The sequence below is a fragment of the Celerinatantimonas sediminis genome, assembly GCF_046054195.1.
Lineage (GTDB): Bacteria > Pseudomonadota > Gammaproteobacteria > Enterobacterales > Celerinatantimonadaceae > Celerinatantimonas.
This window is the reverse complement of record NZ_JBEQCS010000008.1, coordinates 26984-45446: the sequence shown is the minus strand read 5'-3', so window position 1 is coordinate 45446 and position 18463 is coordinate 26984. Positions and strand designations below refer to the sequence as shown.

Annotated in this window: 17 protein-coding genes and 1 tRNA gene; 3 read left to right on the top strand and 15 right to left on the bottom strand. The window is 39.4% G+C overall.

Annotation, left to right across the window (positions count from 1 at the left end):
* Nucleotides 1-99 precede the first annotated feature (99 nt).
* Nucleotides 100-172, bottom strand: a tRNA-Cys gene (locus ABTQ23_RS10895).
* Nucleotides 173-482: 310 nt separating this feature from the next.
* On the opposite strand from ABTQ23_RS10895, the gene rtcR reads away from it, so the two are divergent.
* The gene (rtcR, locus tag ABTQ23_RS10890; protein WP_408615752.1) at nt 483-2087 is read left to right on the top strand and encodes an RNA repair transcriptional activator RtcR; all 1605 of its coding nucleotides are present in this window, start codon (nt 483-485) and stop codon (nt 2085-2087) included.
* Between the two features lie 281 nt (nt 2088-2368).
* On the opposite strand, the gene ABTQ23_RS10885 is transcribed toward rtcR, so the two are convergent.
* From ABTQ23_RS10885 to ABTQ23_RS10850, 8 genes are all read right to left on the bottom strand, one after another.
* On the bottom strand, nt 2369-2806 hold the full coding sequence (locus ABTQ23_RS10885) for a GNAT family N-acetyltransferase (protein ID WP_408615751.1): 438 nt from the start codon (nt 2804-2806) through the stop codon (nt 2369-2371).
* Nucleotides 2807-3336: 530 nt separating this feature from the next.
* Nucleotides 3337-3657, bottom strand: a complete 321-nt coding sequence (locus ABTQ23_RS10880) for a hypothetical protein (RefSeq protein WP_408615750.1) — start codon at nt 3655-3657, stop codon at nt 3337-3339.
* 35 nt (nt 3658-3692) lie between these two features.
* The gene (locus ABTQ23_RS10875) at nt 3693-4130 is read right to left on the bottom strand and encodes a hypothetical protein (protein ID WP_408615749.1); all 438 of its coding nucleotides are present in this window, start codon (nt 4128-4130) and stop codon (nt 3693-3695) included.
* 160 nt (nt 4131-4290) lie between these two features.
* Nucleotides 4291-6207 (bottom strand): methyl-accepting chemotaxis protein, encoded by a 1917-nt coding sequence (locus ABTQ23_RS10870; protein ID WP_408615748.1) that lies wholly within the window; start codon nt 6205-6207, stop codon nt 4291-4293.
* Nucleotides 6208-6506: 299 nt separating this feature from the next.
* Nucleotides 6507-6728, bottom strand: a complete 222-nt coding sequence (locus ABTQ23_RS10865) for an FCD domain-containing protein (protein WP_408615904.1) — start codon at nt 6726-6728, stop codon at nt 6507-6509.
* Nucleotides 6729-6921: 193 nt separating this feature from the next.
* Nucleotides 6922-7992, bottom strand: a complete 1071-nt coding sequence (gene uxuA, locus ABTQ23_RS10860) for a mannonate dehydratase (protein ID WP_408615747.1) — start codon at nt 7990-7992, stop codon at nt 6922-6924.
* 352 nt (nt 7993-8344) lie between these two features.
* Nucleotides 8345-9526, bottom strand: coding sequence for a multidrug effflux MFS transporter (locus tag ABTQ23_RS10855; protein ID WP_408615746.1), 1182 nt, complete (start codon nt 9524-9526; stop codon nt 8345-8347).
* A gap of 60 nt (nt 9527-9586) precedes the next feature.
* A complete protein-coding gene (locus ABTQ23_RS10850; protein ID WP_408615745.1) occupies nt 9587-10543 on the bottom strand; it encodes an MBL fold metallo-hydrolase in 957 nt (318 codons plus the stop codon).
* 175 nt (nt 10544-10718) lie between these two features.
* On the opposite strand from ABTQ23_RS10850, the gene ABTQ23_RS10845 reads away from it, so the two are divergent.
* Complete coding sequence (locus ABTQ23_RS10845) at nt 10719-11126, top strand: winged helix-turn-helix transcriptional regulator (RefSeq protein WP_408615744.1); 408 nt, start codon at nt 10719-10721, stop codon at nt 11124-11126.
* A 67-nt stretch (nt 11127-11193) separates the two neighbouring features.
* Here ABTQ23_RS10845 and ABTQ23_RS10840 read toward each other — a convergent pair whose 3' ends face one another.
* Together ABTQ23_RS10840 and ABTQ23_RS10835 are read right to left on the bottom strand one after the other, a co-directional pair.
* A complete protein-coding gene (locus ABTQ23_RS10840; protein ID WP_408615743.1) occupies nt 11194-11658 on the bottom strand; it encodes a hypothetical protein in 465 nt (154 codons plus the stop codon).
* A 151-nt stretch (nt 11659-11809) separates the two neighbouring features.
* The gene (locus tag ABTQ23_RS10835; protein WP_408615742.1) at nt 11810-12430 is read right to left on the bottom strand and encodes a hypothetical protein; all 621 of its coding nucleotides are present in this window, start codon (nt 12428-12430) and stop codon (nt 11810-11812) included.
* A gap of 616 nt (nt 12431-13046) precedes the next feature.
* On the opposite strand from ABTQ23_RS10835, the gene ABTQ23_RS10830 reads away from it, so the two are divergent.
* Nucleotides 13047-15077 carry a methyl-accepting chemotaxis protein gene (locus tag ABTQ23_RS10830; RefSeq protein ID WP_408615740.1) on the top strand — a complete coding sequence of 677 codons (2031 nt, stop codon included), beginning with the start codon at nt 13047-13049 and terminating at the stop codon, nt 15075-15077.
* Nucleotides 15078-15471: 394 nt separating this feature from the next.
* On the opposite strand, the gene ABTQ23_RS10825 is transcribed toward ABTQ23_RS10830, so the two are convergent.
* From ABTQ23_RS10825 to ABTQ23_RS10810, 4 genes are all read right to left on the bottom strand, one after another.
* Complete coding sequence (locus ABTQ23_RS10825; protein ID WP_408615739.1) at nt 15472-16149, bottom strand: hypothetical protein; 678 nt, start codon at nt 16147-16149, stop codon at nt 15472-15474.
* A gap of 125 nt (nt 16150-16274) precedes the next feature.
* Nucleotides 16275-16739 (bottom strand): hypothetical protein, encoded by a 465-nt coding sequence (locus ABTQ23_RS10820; protein ID WP_408615738.1) that lies wholly within the window; start codon nt 16737-16739, stop codon nt 16275-16277.
* Between the two features lie 514 nt (nt 16740-17253).
* Nucleotides 17254-17793, bottom strand: coding sequence for an SMI1/KNR4 family protein (locus ABTQ23_RS10815; RefSeq protein ID WP_408615737.1), 540 nt, complete (start codon nt 17791-17793; stop codon nt 17254-17256).
* Between the two features lie 109 nt (nt 17794-17902).
* Nucleotides 17903-18322 carry a hypothetical protein gene (locus ABTQ23_RS10810; protein ID WP_408615736.1) on the bottom strand — a complete coding sequence of 140 codons (420 nt, stop codon included), beginning with the start codon at nt 18320-18322 and terminating at the stop codon, nt 17903-17905.
* Nucleotides 18323-18463: the final 141 nt, after the last annotated feature.

Genomic DNA, 18463 nt, shown 5'->3' with positions numbered 1-18463 from the left:
TTAACTTGTGTTATGGGGAGCTATCCTGCTTGCCATAACCCGCTATTAAAAAGCGATATCCAACCAGCGGTAATAACGACTTTCACACCGATTTTTCTATTAAGCGGAGTGGGAGTTGAACCCACGACACACGAATTTGCTGTTCGTTGCTCTACCATTGAGCTATCCATTGGTTTTTAAGTTGGGAATCGAACCCAAACATCTCGCCGACCGAGACTTAAAATCACGCTGTAATCTGGCATACGATTTAGGCAGAGCCTATCGCACCAGGGTGCTATTTCGAAACACTCCGAACAATTACAACAATTTAACTATTACAAGTGACGTGCCAAACGCAGATGAAAAATTAAAATTTATTTTTAACAATTTGTTTTTATTTGGTTATTTTTTTAAATTTAATTTCTAAGGCTATTTTTTAATTGCAGAAAAAACAGTTAAATGATGAAATAAAGATATAAATATATCTATTTGGATAGATTGAATTGGTTAAAAAAACGGTGGTGGTGAGTCTGTTAGGGACTCAACTTGATTCGGTTGGACGAGGCAAAAAACGCTGGCAAAGATGGCGTCCCAATATTTCTCTGGTCAGCCAAGACTCGCTTATGATTGACGAGTTACATCTGATTTATCCTGATGCAAGCTGGCACCTAGCCAATAATGTTGCGGTGGATATTGAGACCATCTCAGCACAAACAAAAGTCACACTGCACTGCATTGATTTTGCAGACCCTTGGGATTTTGGTGAAGTCTATGCCAAGTTATATGACTTTTGCTCGGTCCTGGAGTTTGATATTGACCGAAATGACTACCTGTTTCATATCACCACTGGGACTCATGTGGCTCAGATTTGCTGCTTTTTGCTCACTGAAAGCCACCATTTCCCGGGGCGATTAATTCAAACATCGCCAGATAGCTCACAAGAAGACAAAGCCAAAGGGCGGACTCAGATCATCGATCTGGATCTATCTAAATACGATCAGCTAGCAACCCGTTTTGATGCTGAACACGAACACGGCACCGACTTTCTAAAAGGTGGGATTGCTACTCGAAGTGCGGCGTTTAACACCATGATTGCCCAGATCGAAAAAGTGGCGATTCGCTCTGACGCCCCTATTTTACTCACGGGGCCAACGGGTGCCGGGAAAAGTCAGCTAGCTGGACGTATTTATCAACTGAAGAAAAAACGCGCCGCCCTTACAGGCGAGTTAATTACCGTAAACTGCGCCACCTTAAAAGGTGAAAACGCGATGGCGGCATTATTCGGACACACCAAAGGTGCGTTTACAGGAGCTGCCACTGCTCGCGGAGGTTTCTTAAAAGCAGCTGATAATGGCTTATTATTTTTAGATGAGGTTGGAGAATTAGGCCTTGAAGAGCAAGCAATGTTGCTGCGAGCGATTGAGAATAAGTCATTTCATCCAGTGGGCAGCGATAAAGAAATTCAAAGTAATTTTCAGCTAATTGCCGGAACCAATCGTGACTTGAAATTAGCAGTGAATAAGGGTGAGTTTCGCGAAGATTTACTCGCCCGAATTAATCTGTGGAGTTATGAACTGCCGGGGCTTAAAGACAGAAAAGAAGATATTGAAGCCAATATTGAATTTGAATTACAAAAATTTAGCCAAAAACATGGCAACAAAATTCGCTTTAATAAAGAAGCTCGCACCGCCTACCTTAACTTTGCCTATTCAGCTAATGCGACTTGGCGCGGAAATTTTCGCGATTTAGGCTCATCCATTACTCGGCTTTGCACATTGGCTGATTCGTCACGAATTGCGCTAAGTGATGTGCATGAAGAAACCCAACGCCTGAGCGCTGACTGGCAACCAAATACTACAAAATCAGTATCCTTAGCGGTGCAGTTACTAAGCGATGAAACGCTTGCATCGCTAGATAGCTTTGATCGCCACCAACTTGAATATGTGCTAAGTGTCTGCGCGAACCAAAGCTCACTTGCATCAGCTGGACGAGCCTTATTCGATGTGAGCCGCACCCGCAAAGCCAGCCATAACGACTCATCTCGTTTGCAAAAGTATTTAGCTAAATTTGGAATTCGTTGGGAACAAGTGCAAAGATTGGCAAATTAAATCCCGTAATAAAGCGGCGTTCTTTAATAGAAACAGCACTGCAATAAGCATCTATCATTTAAGTCGATAAGCTATTATTTATATTAGAGAATTCATTAAATTAAAACTTACTCGGCCATTTCAAAAATTGGGATTGATGATTCATTGTAGTGGTCAACAAAAATTGGCCACAGTTAATTATATGCATGAGGGCAGCATGGTTTGTTATGAATGGCTTTCTTCAATGTTTTGAACTACACAAAAGTTTACTAGAGAAGAAGTTACCTATCTCAAACGCTCCGTTACCGATAAATTGAAGGGGAAAAACGCTCCATAAAAATCTCGGGTTTAGCAAGTTCAGTGAACCCTATTTTTCGATACAGGTTTTTACCTTCAGGTGTGGCAGCCAGAGTCCATCGTCTTAACCCTTGCAAATCCGGGTGTTCAACGATGCAGTTCAGCAACCACGTAGCAACACCTTGATGGCGGTAGTCAGGTAACACAAAAACATCAACTAAATTTGCAAACGTTGCACAGTCAGAGATCAATCTGGCAAAGCCAATTTGTTGACTCTGACTATAGATGCCAAAGTTGATAGAGCGTAATAGCGATTTTTCGACCGTTTCGAGAGGAATACCTTTGGCCCATCTTGATTGTTCACATAGAAACTGGTGGATTAGAGAAACATTTAACCTCTCGGTGTTGGTATCTATCTCTAGTGCGTCTTTTTGCCATTTCATGATCGTTTCCTTATTCGTCTCAATATAGGATTTCACTTCACCTAAAAACGGTATTTGAAGCTTCAGTTGGTTCAAAGTAAAGCTCTGGCCAAAAGACTATTACACAGAGGAAGAACTTCCTCTGCAATTACCTCAATGACCTATTCATAGAGCATGATGTATCCCCTTTCCACGCTATCGTATTAATGAGTCAAATGAAATCATTTACATGTAAATAGAATACATGTATTTACCATACTTATATGTTATTTGTAGATTTGTCTATCATTTTTAATGAGATAACTTAAGACTAAAGATTTGAACACAATTTAATCGGAAACATCGAACGGAAATACTAGATTTTGTTTATTCAGGAATCTGAATAAAGTCAGGAAAATCACAGATAGATGGTTGCGAGAACATCCAAAAAACGATCTCATAAATCACTGAATAACCAAACCACTAAAGAATATAAACACTGCTATAACAAATCGCAGATTTCAAAAGATGCTTGGCATTATAATGGGCAAGGAAATTGGCCATTATTGAATCTAGCGCTCAAGAGCACTGACAAAATCCTTCAGTGATTGCTCAAGTAAGAATACTCCGAACTCAATATCCACGTAGTAAATAAACCCAGAATTATCTTCGCTTGTTCCTATAAACAACATTTCATCACCAAGTGTTACCGCCAGTGGAGCTGCTTCAATCCCCTCTAAAAAGGGCTGATAGCGAGCGGCGACTAACACGATTTCATCAGGTTCAATCAGCTCGACAATCTCAAGCTTCTTATCAGGAATTACTTCACTCAACTTAGGGTATCGCGCTACGTCAATATACGCCCCCAGCAGATGGTTGGTTAAAGTTATCATACTTATCTCTGCGATATTGCCATAAAAAACTTAAATTAATCACTAAAGTGAAAGAGTTGGCTTTGCCCAACGAATGGACTGAGCGCTTCAACCGCGCCATTATTTTGATGATAAAGGATATAAGTGTAATCCCATGTTTCAACAAGCAATGCGTGAAGAGAAGGAATAATAAGCATTGTGAACTCACTCGCCCCACGATTTAAATCTTGCTCATAAGAGGGTAAGAAGTTATCGAATTGAGTGAGTTTTTCTGCCGAATAGTTCTCTAAATCAACGGCGTATAAATCATATTTTGCAAATAACAACGCAATAAGATGATGAAACCGCTGCCATTGCGATGGCGTTACTTCATCTAGTTTATGGTAATGCTCAGGGCCTAACCAGCCATCCCATAGTGAGATGAATTCAAGGCAAAACTCTTCTCTTACTTCGCCATCATCAAAATATTCAGCAATCACACATTTACCTAACATTTTTATCTTACGGCTGTTTCTGGCTTATCTATTATTTGAACGAGCCTATCAAACATATGCCCTTTTGGGCCATATGTTTGTATCTATTTAGGATAATCAGCCAGTAAGTCGGCATTGATATTATTTGCCCTCTTGCACGAGGCTAGCGCATTTTGCATGATTAAACTTTAAAACGCTCAACAATCTCAGTCAGCTGTTGATTCACCGATGCTACAGCTTTCATGCCTGAATGCGTTTTTTCGCCATTACTCGCTAAATTACTGACAATTTCATTCAGTGCATTCATATTCATACTCACATGCTCTGTAACACTCGTTTGTTCTTCAGCTGCGGTGGCTATCTGTTGGCTCAAATCGTTAATTTCAGCAACCGACTGAATAACAACCTCTAACCCAGTCGCAACACCTTGCGCCTCTTGCGCTGTCTGTTCGCACTGATTTTTCGTCTGCTCCATCGCAGTTACAATATCTTGGCTTCCCAACACAAGGCGATTTAGAACTTCTTCAATCTCCTTCGTACTCTGCTGAGTGCGCATCGCCAGTTGGCGAACTTCATCAGCGACCACAGCAAACCCACGTCCTTGGTCACCAGCACGAGCAGCTTCTATCGCGGCATTAAGCGCCAATAGATTAGTTTGCTCTGAAATTTCCCCGATGACTTTTAATATCGTATTGATATTTTTAGTTTCTTCATTCATGCCATTCACGCGTTCTGAGGCGTTATCGACACCATTAATCAATGAAGCAATATTGTTCTGCGATTTAGCTACCAGCTTGCTAGATTCAAAACTTTCTTCATTGGTACGCTGCGCCAAATCAGCAGCATTAGCAATGTCATTAGCCATGGCACTGGCAGTTGCACTCATTTGGTCAATCGCTGTAACAACCTGCTCCGTCTCGGTCACGTGGTGGTTGAGCATTGCTGAGTTATCTTTAGAAAACTGCTCCATCTGTTCGATATTATCCGCAAGCGTTAACGTTGCTCGGCGAATATCTTTCATCATCGATTGCAATTTATCGACAAACAAATTCACACTCTGAGCTATCTGGCCTAAATCATCGTTGGTCGAGACCGTTAGTCGCTGCGTTAAATCAGCATCCCCACTGGATAACCCACTCACCATTGATTTAAGCGACAAGATAGGCCGATAAACAAGCTGTATCACCAAAAAGGCCACCACAATGCTCACTAAGATAAGAATGACAGTCGTAATCATGGCAGCATGACGGGCAGCAACAAGACTTGCAAAAACATCTGATTTATCAACGATAATGGCAAAATACCAATGTTGATTAGCGACATTGATTCGGTGAGAAAAGAGTAACTCTCCCGCCTTACGCTTAAGCTCATAAGTTGTTTGAGTGTTTTGAACCACACTCTCAACGGAAGGTTTTAACCAAGCGACATTCAGAGCTTTTTCGCCCGGTTTGATGGCATCAGGTTCAGATGATGCTAGCACCATGGAGTCTTGATTAAGGATCAATGCGACCGCTTTTTGCTCTTTAGCGACATCCACCACCAGCTTATTTAAAAACCCGAGTTTCATATCAGCACCAATCATCCCCTGCTCAATACGCTGCACCATACTAATCCAGTAAATTTTTGGGTCAGCTTCATCTGGATATGGTGCAGTAATTAACGGGGTTATGGCCTTACGACCATCTTGGTAATATTGCATCTTGCGAATATCACCTTCAAATTTATGATCAGGCCAGCTAGAACTGGTTAAATTCCAATACGCATCACCTGATTTTTCTAGACCAATAAAGGAACTTCCGGTATTTAAAGTCGTCGCAAACAGTTGGCTTAGTTCGACATATTCTTGAGCATTATGAGCCGGTAGCAAAGCTGCTTTATATTTTTCGCCTAACCCTTTTAAACCTTGGATTTTTTCACTGATAAACTGTTCAACTAAATGAGACTGGTCGGCCACCAGCCGCTGATGAGCCTGAATAATTTGTGCAGACAAGTTACTTTTTTGCCTGGCATAAGAGAGATAGTTAGAAATGGCAACCGATACACCGACTAATGAGAGTATTGATATAATAAGTACTGACTTTAAACCCAGTGCTCTCACATTTACTTCCTTTTGCGATAAGTTTGTGTTCGCTAATAAGTATCGACTGCTCCTCTATAAAATCCAGCCAACAACTTAAAAAAGCAGAAACTATCGAGACAAATATAGCAAGTACTCGCCCTTAATCTTAAAAATTCAGTTGAGTCAGGCTCACAAAACAACCCAATAAAAAAGCTGTGTCTGATACGCATCATAACAACTAAAACACTCTGTTATCGGTCGTAAAATTTTCTAATTATCTAGCTAAATTAACATGGGTAAGGCACACACTAAGTCTATAACTGAGCTCTGGTTCAACTTTACTGTTCAGCAAACCAATCAGGATAGCGCTGACGAATCGATTCAATAACTTGTGGGTAATCAGTTAAATGTTGCTGCAACAAAGTTCTTGCTAGATGGGCATTTTTATCAGCTAGCGCATCGATAATTGTCTGATGTTCAACTAAAACCTGTTCCATTGTCAGTTCCCGAGTTAAATCAAGATAACGAACCCGATCCATCACGGCTTTTACCGTCTCGATAGTTTCCCAGGCAAGCGAGCAACTATCATAGACTCGCCAATAGACATCACCTTAGTGAAAAGGAGCTTTACCTACAACGACCTTTGCCGCTGCTATAAAGCCCCTGAACTAAAATGAATCCCTAGGTCAAAAACTGCCTTTGCTCTGTGATAAAACGGTCATCTCTAATTTGTTAATCAAGCAAAATCCCCGTTTATGACTTGCTGTTTTCTAACGCTTCCCATAATCCCAATAGATATGTTACGCCTAGAGCTCTATCATAAAGACCATATCCAGGACGACCTGTCTCATTCCAGATAGAACGGCCATGATCCGGGCGGATATAACCATTAAATTTATTTTCATGAAGGGCCTTCATTATTTCATACATATTTAAAGAGCCGTATTGCGACGGGTGTGCACATTCATAAAAATCTTTATCTTGAATTAATTTAATATTTCGAACATGGGCAAAATGAATACGTTTGCGCGCAGTGAATTCAGCTAAGATTTCATAGACATTATTTTGAGGATCTTCAGCTATAGAACCTACACACAAAGTAATACCATTTGCTTCAGAATTAACAGCATTACATATCCAATCAAGATCACTACGATTTTTAACAATACGTGGTAAGCCAAAAATAGAATATGGTGGATCATCAGGATGAATAGCCATTTTTATTCCGACTTCTTCACATACGGGTACGATTTTCTCTAAAAAATAGACTAAATTTTCGCGAAGTTTTTGTTCATCAACATCTTTATATTTAGTAAATAATTCTTGAATTTTCTCTAAACGTTCAGGTTCCCATCCCGGAAGAGCAAAGCCATTAGAATTATCTAAAACTTCGTGTAAAATTTCTTCTGGTGTTTTATCGATATCCTTTTTTTCAAATGCCATGGTCAATGAACCATCATCAAGAACATAGTTCATATCAGTTTTGATCCAGTCAAAAACCGGCATGAAATTGTAGCAAATAACTTTCACACCAACTTTTGCTAAATTTCGAATCGTTTGCTTGTAATTCTCTATCAGTTTATCTCGGCTAGAGAGTCCAATTTTAATGTCATCATGAATGTTGACACTTTCAACGACCTCCATCTTTAGACCCGCAGCATGGACCTGATTAACCAATGCATCTATTTTGTCTTGCGGCCATACCTCACCCACGGGCACATCATACAGTGCGCCAACGACACCGGTAACACCGGGCACTTGCCTAATATCTTTTAAAGAAATTTTATCTTCTACTGGACCAAACCAGCGCATTGTCATTTGCATAATTTTTCGTCTCATTTATCCATTTACATCTACCATACTAGCCTATCACATGTAAAAACAGAGTTATGACATAAAATTTTTAATATTGGTATGACTATCCACTTCCCCATTAATGAGACAGTTCTAAGGTAACGTTTTACGCATTTACTCCCTCATGTACCGAAGCTTGTGACTACTTACTTCCATGAGTACTTTCTTCACGATAAACAAAGGTATCAGGCCCATTTCGCTGACCAGCGCTGGAAGATCCCATTTTCCAACTCAATCATGACACAGGAAATAATGAAATTATCCCAAGAGGAATACACCATCTAACTAAATTGGCGCAAATAGGCATCTAACTATACATAATTTATCTACTTTTAAGATAAATCATCAGCGTACTGAGCATGGTAAAAAGCGCGATAATCCATGCCATCGTCCATGGCGTACCATCGCAAAACCATGCCAAAAACAAAGACGATACAATCCCACTGCCATACTGCATTGCTCCAATTAGCGCAGATGCAGCCCCCGCAAGCTCAGGAACATCATCTAATGCTGCCACCGTTGAGGTCGCAGCAATAATTCCGTTCATTGAGAAAAAGACAAAGATTGTCGCAATCATTAGATAAATACCGCCAAAATCAACTCTGACGGATATGGCTAAAATCACTACAGCCACCATGGCAATGGAAGATGCGACTAATAACAATGATTCTAGTTTATAACGAACCACTAAGAATCTATTGATAAAGCTCAAGCCAACCACACCAATTACATTAATAGCAAATAACCATCCATAATTTTGTGGAGAAATTTTATAATAACTAATATAGACAAATGGCGAGCCAGTAATAAAGGCATAAGCTGCGATATAATAAAAAGTAATGCATAGTGTAAAACGCATAAACTTCCAATTACCCAACAACTTTATATAATTTGCGAAAGACTGAATAATAGAGTAGTGATTCCTTTGATGTTTTTGTAACGTTTCAGGCAGTGTGAATAATGCCAAAGACATTACCACACCAATAGCGCTCAGTAGCCAAAAAATAGCCTTCCACGAGGTGACCTTGATGATTTGCCCTCCTAACAGTGGTCCAACAATAGGGGCTATTGCCATAATAATCATCAATGTCGACAACATATGAGCCGCTTGTTTGCGAGTATATAAATCACGAATCATTGCTCGCGAAAGCATTGGTCCGGTACACGCGCCAATAGCTTGAAATACTCGCCAAAAAACAATTTCAGTGATGTTATCAGACAGAGCACAACCTATTGATCCGATGATAAATACAATCACACCTAGGAATAACGGCAGTTTACGACCAAACCTGTCGCTAATTGGCCCCCAAATAAGTTGAGAAATAGCAAAGCCAATTAAGAACCCGGTAATTGTTAATTCTGCATCACCATTTAAATCTTTTGACATTTGTGGCATTGCAGGAAGATAAATATCCGTTGAAAAAGAAGTGAAAGCCATCAACGCCCCCAAAACTAATATAAATTTCAATCCAGTTTTATTATCTTTATTTATCTGACTATTCACGAAAGTGCCTATCGTTTGATGGGAGTTCACTGCAAGTATTTCAGTTGTGTTTATCGGCTATCAGAGCGTGATAACCGAATCATCACTTTTATTTGTTAAAGGTGTGAAAACAAAAATATCGTGCTCTTGGCGTAAATAACCGACACCGGGAAAATCAAGATGAGTGGCTGCGATCAATGTTCCATCTTGCGATACCTCATGAAACGTTTTTATTCTCGTTTTTTCAGCGCTCTTAGGGTCACTATCAAAACCTTTCATTCGCGCACGGACATTTTCAAATTGAACGGGGCCAACATTGATAATATCTCCAATGATGCAGAGTTTTTCTCCCTGACTTTCAACCAGATAACTGGTATGACCTAAAGTGTGACCAGAAGAATCACACGAGCGGATGCCTGGGACTATCTGCTCACCAGCGACAAATAAATGCAACTTTTCGGAGCGTTTGTAGGGTTCAATCATACTAGGGGCATATTCAAATAGACGTTGATTATTCGCATCACTCTCATTGGCTAAATTTGTCTTATCCAACCAATAATTAAGCTCTTTTTCATTAATATAAAGTGACGCATTGGGAAAAGTAGCAATCCCATTAACACTAAGCCCACCAATGTGATCGCCATGCATATGGGTGAGTAGCAAGGCATCGACCTGCTCAGGTTGATATCCAGCTGCAGCTAGATTGTCGATAAGATACCCAGTTGTTGGCAAGATGCCGCGCCCTAACCCAGTATCGACGAGGATTAATTTTTCTTGGGTCTGAATCAAAAATTGATTCACCTGCATGTTAAAATTTTTACTTAGCGCATTCTTTTTAAGAATTTTGTCGAGCTCTTCAGACGTAATATTTAGCAATAATTGACTGATATCGAACGTAACGCTTCCATCAGAAATAGTTGTCACTACAAAATCGCCCACACTATAACGGCAGTATCCGAGGTTACTACCGGTCGTTACTTGGGACGGCTCATTTAAAGAAGAAGTATTTGTCAAAGTAAATTCGGTTTTAACTGTCATATTTATCCTACCCTTTCGTTTAAAAGCTCATTACTGTGTTGTCAGTTGGCACTCTCAACTTGACTCATGCTTTGTGACGACAATGGTTACTTTTGTATACTAAAAGTATGAATAGTTAGCTTGTATAAAACAAGAAGGCACTTTAAAATCAGGGAGTGAGGTTGAGGTAACTGATATGAAAGAAAAGACACAAGAGAACATGTTTGGGCCTGAAGGACTACTTTGTACAAGCGATGATGCGAAAGTGGTTCGTGAATTTCTTGCAAAAATTGGTGATAAATGGAGCATTTTAGTCATTGTAACCATAGCACGCTCCTACAATCACAAGGCTCGATTTTCTGAATTACAAAGGATGATCAATGGCATTTCGCAAAGAATGCTAACCACCACACTGCGCTACTTAGAGCGAGATGGATTTGTCACGCGCACTGTTTTTCCTGAAGTGCCTCCCCGAGTGGAATATGAGCTAACCGATTTAGGTTTAAGTATTTTAGTGCCAATGCAAAGTTTAGTGGATTGGATAGCTTCAAACTGGTCAGAGATTAAAAAAGCACGTCAGGGTTTTGATAAAGAGAAAGACTAAACAAGTCAGCTCACTTTTAAGTGGTTAAGAGCGTCACTGCTATCATTTATATCACAGCGACAACACTTTAAAGTTTAGCCATTGCATTGGCTAATTCATCCCAGTTAGTCCGAGAGCCATCAGCCAGATTTCGTAAGAAATGGCTGTCATGATGAGCCACAAATGCCGGATATTGCTGGCTTCCGACATTTTGCCAACGTTCTCTAAGCCATGACACTAAAATCTCTGAGGCAGTACTCCAAGGGTCTATGTCCTCGTATTTTTCATCGTCAAAGATCTCAGCAGGGACAACCACTGCACAATGCTCTAAAAACTTATGAATATCGCCAACTCGATTTGCAGATTTATCCAGGGCATAAAAATAAACTGAAAACTCATCGCTAAAACAAGGTGAATAGTATTCGATAGTAAGGTGCTTTACATCATCACTAAACGCTTGGTTTACAAACTCAGATAACTGAGCTTCAAACTTATTATTTAGGCGATTAAGATGGTTCAATACTAGTTCACAGTACTCTTCTTGCAAGGTCATAAGATCTCTTCATCAAAAAATAAACTAGCTAGCCTAGGCTTTAGGTACTCTTATAATTTCTTAATACTTGCGCATTCAAACACAATCTCGATATCACACCAAGCTCAGTTAGAAAAACACAACACTCGGCCTGTAAATCTAAAAAGTAGGTTTACTGTATGATCAGTTCTTGTCTTTGTTCTAATATAAAACTTTTAAGTGACACCAAGTCACTAAGTAACCGTTCAGGATTGGTCGTATCAAAGTAGCTAAACCAAAACACTTCCATAGAACCGTCTGGCGCTTTCATCGATTGGGTCAGATCAACAAGCTCTGTATGGTCAGGAACAAGGAATGGGAGAATAAACATTTGATAGCCATTAAGCTGATAATCGTGTTTTTTTGTTAAAGACTCAGGCCAGCCCGAATTTTTCGAGAATAAACCTCGCGACCATTCTTCAGGTAGAAACAGTGGCTTTTTCTCTTGGTATGCAACGTTAATGATATCGCTTTGATAATGAGCTAACACGGCATACATGTTGAGCCAAGGCGTAGCTATCGTCTCTTGAGTCCGGTTGATTGCATAAATAGGATCTACCGCTAAACCAGTGGCGATGAATGAATTAACACCAATCATATTAAGTAAGCCACTAACCTGTTGAAAGTTTAAGTTAATAGAATCAAGTTCACCTCTTGTTATCCCTAAAAAGTAATAATGTTTCCAATTAGCTATTCCAGCCATTGGCCCTTTTTGAGGAATATGAACTGTGAAATATTGACTTTGCTCTTCCATTGTACCCTCTGACTCTATACAAAACTGTTTGAAAAATAGATAGTTGCAATCACTTTAATCGTTCAATATAAAGTCATCGATTAACTATTGATATGGCCATGACTTATAAGGATATCGATTAGCGTTTAATCATTAGCAACCGAGATTTGTGCTAATTTCAAATAACATAATTATTTTTAAAGGTTATGTATATCCAGAAAAACCAATAGCGAAGATTATATGATTATCCAGCAAGGTCATATCAGCTTTAAAAATAGCTAAGCTTAATGGAGAATTTTGCTAATAGAGACATCCATAAAATTAAAGAAGGTATTTAATTTTCATCATTGCCAACAAGTGAATATCACTAATGCCGGCGATAATGTCTGACTTTGAATTCGGATGAATACAAATAATCAGCACCCACTATCATCATAAAATGGATGTTCTCAAACGCCCTTTTTGTTAAGCAAATCTTTCATATTTCCCAAGCACCATTATCGCACCATCTTTTTGGTCTACACTTTCTAAACAGCAGAGAATACTCTCTCATACGCAATAGCTGAAAACACAGCAGTATGATGCCAGCATTGGCAAAACTGTCTGTCGGAATGAGTAAATCATAACAGGTATTTCTATGGTGGCTTCTTCAACAATCAGCAGTTCCACTTCCGCTTCTAGCGGAATGTTCTTTCATTCGCTTCGCGCAAAATTCCTTTTATTCTCCTTGCTCATGGTATTACTGACCCTGAACTGTGGATTCTGGGGATTAAAGTATGTTCACCAAATAGGTGAAGCAGGCAAGCAAGCCGGTGTCGTGTTTGCACCACAAGTAGATGCAACGATGGAAATAAAATTACTGGCGACAGAGGCACACCTGAAATTTGAAGAAATTGTCAGTGGCGACAAAGCTGAAGATATTAATGAAGTCTGGTCATTACTAAAACAATCTCGCTGGTATGCCACAGCCGTTCTTGACGGCGGAAAAAATGACGAAGGAATCTTTTTTGCCAGTCAGGATCCCAACGTCAGAGACTCCCTCAACGAAGTGATCAAAAATATCGATGTGTTTAAGCAAATGGCCGAACAACGTTATTCGAATTTTGCTAACTCAATGTCCGCCGGTAGCGGCGAAGATCAGAAGTTTGATCAACTTTATGAAACGCTTCAGTCTGCTCTGATGACCTGGACCAATCAATCGCTCAATCAAGGATTGATGCGCAATCTGGAACAGTTAGGTAATGCACGTTACCTGCTGGCAAATGGTCATTTGTTTTTGGAAGAATTACTTTCCGGTGATGAAGAGAACCACATTGAAAATATCCTGAAGAATTTTCAAGATGCAGCCCAAGCGATTCAAACAGCGCAAGAGACCTCTCAAATAAATAAAGCTGAACTCATTCGCCAGATAACCACTTTCATTTCTGTCACCGAAAAACGATTTAATAATTACAACACACAAAAAATTAATACCGCCAACTCCGATGCTGGCTTTGATACTGCATTTGAGCGCTTTATCAGTCAAGCCGATAAAGCGGAAACCAATGTGCAGACCTCGATGGCGCAAGCTATGCAAGAAATTAATGACAAGCGAAGTTCCGCGATGATGAATCTTTCTATACTCATCGCCATCTCGGCACTCATTAGCATCTCGGTTGCTATATGGCTTTCCTCACGAATGGTGGCGGAGATTAATCGTGCACTGACGTTTTCAAATACCGTGTCTCAGGGGGATCTGACCACCGTCATCACCGTCAATAGTAAAGATGAAATTGGTCAACTCAGTCAGTCACTCAATCAAATGAATTTGAAACTGAAAACACTCATTGCCGATGTTTCGGTTTCTAACCGTCAGGCACAAACAGCAGTAGTTGACATCATCAACGTTTCGAAAGAAACACAAAAGGATATTGAGCTGCAAAAATCTGAAACGACACAAGCAGCAACGGCTATGACGGAAATGTCCAGTACCGTTAACGATGTGGCACAAAATGCTCAGGAAGCTGCCAATGCAGCAGAACAGGCCGACACCCTTACAGAAAATGGGCGCCGTCTGGTTCAAGATACCGTGAATACCATTCAAAATCTGGCAGATGAAGTAAATCACGTCCATCAGGCAATCGAAACACTCAACGGACAAAGTGAACAGGTTGGCTCGGTAGTAGAAGTGATTCGAGCGATTGCTGAACAAACCAATCTATTGGCGTTGAATGCCGCAATCGAAGCTGCTCGCGCCGGAGAACAAGGCAGAGGCTTTGCCGTTGTAGCAGATGAAGTACGCTCTCTGGCGCAACGAACACAGGAATCGACCCAACAGATCAACAACATTATTTCAGCACTGCAAGAAGGCTCTAGCCAAGCGGTCAATGTCATTGGGCGTACCGCAACATTAGCCCAGAACAGCGTTGAAAAAGTCAGTTTAGTGGATGAATCTCTCAGCGGGATCAAAGCCGCCGTAGGCACCATTACTCAGATGAATGAACAAATTGCCAGTGCCTCAGAACAGCTAGGAGTGGTTGCTAATGAAATTGATAGGAATATGAACACCATCAGTGATGTATCCGTTCAAACGGCAAATCGTTCCGGACAACTAGAAAATACTGGAGACCAACTTGAGCAGGTGATGCGAATGATGAAAGAGAAAATCGATCGATTCAGAATCGACTGAAATCCTGACCGGTAACGCTTATCTAAAACAGTTTAATCGAAACCATAAAGCAGCTTGCGAGCCATTTTAACGACCATTATACAACAGCAGAACTCGAAAGCACCTTCGATAATGACAGCTTCAGATACAGTGACACCTTCACCTAACCAAACTTTCGAGGCTGCGATATAATTAATGTCTTGGCCTCAAGGGCAATATCTAAATTTTCGGAACGATTGCTTTTAGTTGCGGATATTCTAAATCATGAAGTTTCGTATTATTTTCTAAGTTATAACGCCTGCCTCACCAGCGAACAAGCACGAGCGACTTGGGTATTAATATGAGCGCTGCGAAACCACAAAACCTCGGCCGCATCGCGGTAGGTATTTACGAGAAACTCTTATTAGGGATGTTTCTAAGGCTTAAGCTCAATAGCATTTTCTATTGCCTCTTTAAAAAACTTTAGTTCATCTCCTTTTAGCTCATAGTTAATAACTAAGCATTGTTCTATGCCGGGATCATAATGCTCATGAAACTTAACGCGACACTTTGTGCTATCACTGACATCAATCACAGCACTGAAAAATTGCTCAGGAACACAACCAGTTATGTATATAAGGTTGCTACCAAATTTAGCTTTTTGGTATTCACGAGACAGTTCCCATATCATTTTTGTGCTCCCATCAGGATAACCACATCGCTGAAAGGAGAAATAATCATGCCCCTCGTAATTTTCACAGAATTCTAAAAATGGAGTAACACTCAAGATATTTGCTTGATACTTACTTTTGTCTTTAGCAATAATCCACTTGTCAACGAAACTATTAATTTGTTCATCTGTAAATGGGAAGCTTTCAAGGTAGGTTAATGTGCATTCAACGACATGCGTTCTCTTAATTTCATTGGGATTATCATCCCAGCCATTAATTGCTGAATAGGGAGGAAACCATAAAACGTAATATTTTTTTCCTTTTTCCGGTTCAGAGTCTAGCGAAATATAAACTATGCGCTGTTCACCTACCTTCGGGATGATTTGCGAATCTACTTGATCAACCTCGAAATCTCTAACCCAAAAACCTGCTTCTAAATCCATACCTTACCCATGTAGCCCTAACGCCGTTATAACACGCAGCTTTAGAGTTGATTGTTTTGTATCGATGTAGCTAAAGCCACAGAACAACTGACGGGAAAGCCGTCACTTTAATGGCCTCGTATATTTTATTCTGTTGTATACCAATGATACGCCAAATAATAGTTCTGACTTACTCCCACCATTGACCAGTGGTTCCAATTGAAATTGAACTTATATCCATATTCAAGTGACTCATTAAAACCTTCAATTTCGATAATTTGTTCTATTTTATTTTCTTCCAAGTATCGATTTACACTCTCTATTTCTAGACGAATCGAGTCTTTATCAAGAGATATAGGCGCGTTGAATAATAAGGCCTTTTTGATGTATTCAACTTCCTCTGCTTTTTCATCCACAAACCACTCATCAAATCTAGAGAATTTTATTGTTGGAAGCAAAAAATCTGTGAAACACTTACATGAACTAATTTTACAACTATTCAAATTTATTCCAAATGGGATACCCAGGAACTCTTTGAACACTCCTTTAACACTAAGCTCCATGAAATTTTCATCATAGAGAAGAATTAATTTTTCAAGATCAAGAGTCATAGAATGCTCACTTTTTCACATATTCTACTGAAATCTTGTGAATATGTTTTGCATCAACCTCATCTGGATACTCCTCTAGAGCTTCTTCTAGAAACAATTTTTCGCTATTTCCTGTTCCTAAAATAATGTACCGATCATCCAGCAAATTAACGCAATAATAAATATCAAGAATATCTCCATTTTTTGCTGAATATAATACTCGCCCAATGGCAAATATTCCATTATTCCAACTCGTATCAGGTGTTCAGTAGAAACAAAATTTGCAACTTTATTTTCAACCTCATCGCAAACTCGAACATAATCTGATTCATTTACGTTCGAGAAACTACGACGGACCTCTTCAAGCAAAAAATATTTGCCCGATTTTTCATGTACAAATAAGTGATAGATTTTTATTTGTGATCCCATAGCCTACCTAAGTAGTATAACGCTGAGCATCGTTGCAAAAATATATGGCGCTACATTTTGGGAACCAAAATTCGTGACATGTATTTTTGTCAATTGCTGCGATTTGTTAGAAACAATATTCTAATCCCAATTCTTTAATCCAATATTCTTCTAAGTTTTCCGCCAACACAACGACATCGCTACCCCAAACTGAAATCACAGGTGATAGCGACTTGTCCTTGAAGACAACGAGAGACCTATGCGCATAAGTTGGAACATATCCCTCGATGTCACTAACGCTAAACCCCGCATCAGTTAACACTTCATCTATACATTCTTTAAATTTATCAATTTCTTCAAGTAACGCTGATATCCGTTCGCAATCTTTCGGGTATTCATAGTACAGCTGAGAATATGAATCATCTTCTAATTCAAACGGATCAATTGATATAAGCTCAGTATCAATTCCATTCATCACTTTAATAAAATCTCGATAATCATTTGATAATTTAAAGCCAAATTTGTCTTCTAGCTTTCTAATTTGATCATCAGATAACCCTTTATTCCACTTTGTTCCAGGCTGCATCTGGTATCCGAAAAGTCCACCTTCAAGCTCTATATATTTAAATTCTCTTTCTGATATTTTTTTAAATTCAAGCCAGTTCATATTAACTTTGATCTATTGCTTCTAACGCTGAGCTCAGTTGCAAAATAGCTGGCACTATATTTTGCGAAGCAAAATTCGTAACAGTTATTTTATCAATTGAAGCGATTTGTTATGTTTTTTTCTCTGATTTATTTAATATCATTTCAACTGGGTTTAAACCAGACTTTTCTATAATGCGCCACTGGCTTTTATCAATAACTATTTTGCCATTATGAAATGGTACAATGGTTTTTGTACCAAAGAATGATTCTCTAAACTCCAATGAAAAATCGCCATGCACTATCTCATTTACAGCATCCGTTTTATACTCTTTACGGCTTGTAGGATAACTATAACTCAAAAGGATAAGTGTCCCATCTTTAGTTAGTTTGTATTCAGCTATATAACCTCTGTAAAGAGCAGTTGAAATTACATTTTTAGATGGCGTAGGCGGAGTTATATTTGCGCCTTCGACCCGATACAACTTCAGTTTCCCAAAATCTATATCTTTATATTCACTCACAAAATCTTCTGGTTTTTGTTGAGTCACTTAAACTCTCCTGAAACATAACATTTTATTAGTGTGCATGCGCATTTATCTTGTTGGACCAGTAAAAACGCGCACAGTTAACTATCTGTATAAAAAGAACTTATCAGCATTCTATTAAATATACTATCTGGGAAAACGCGC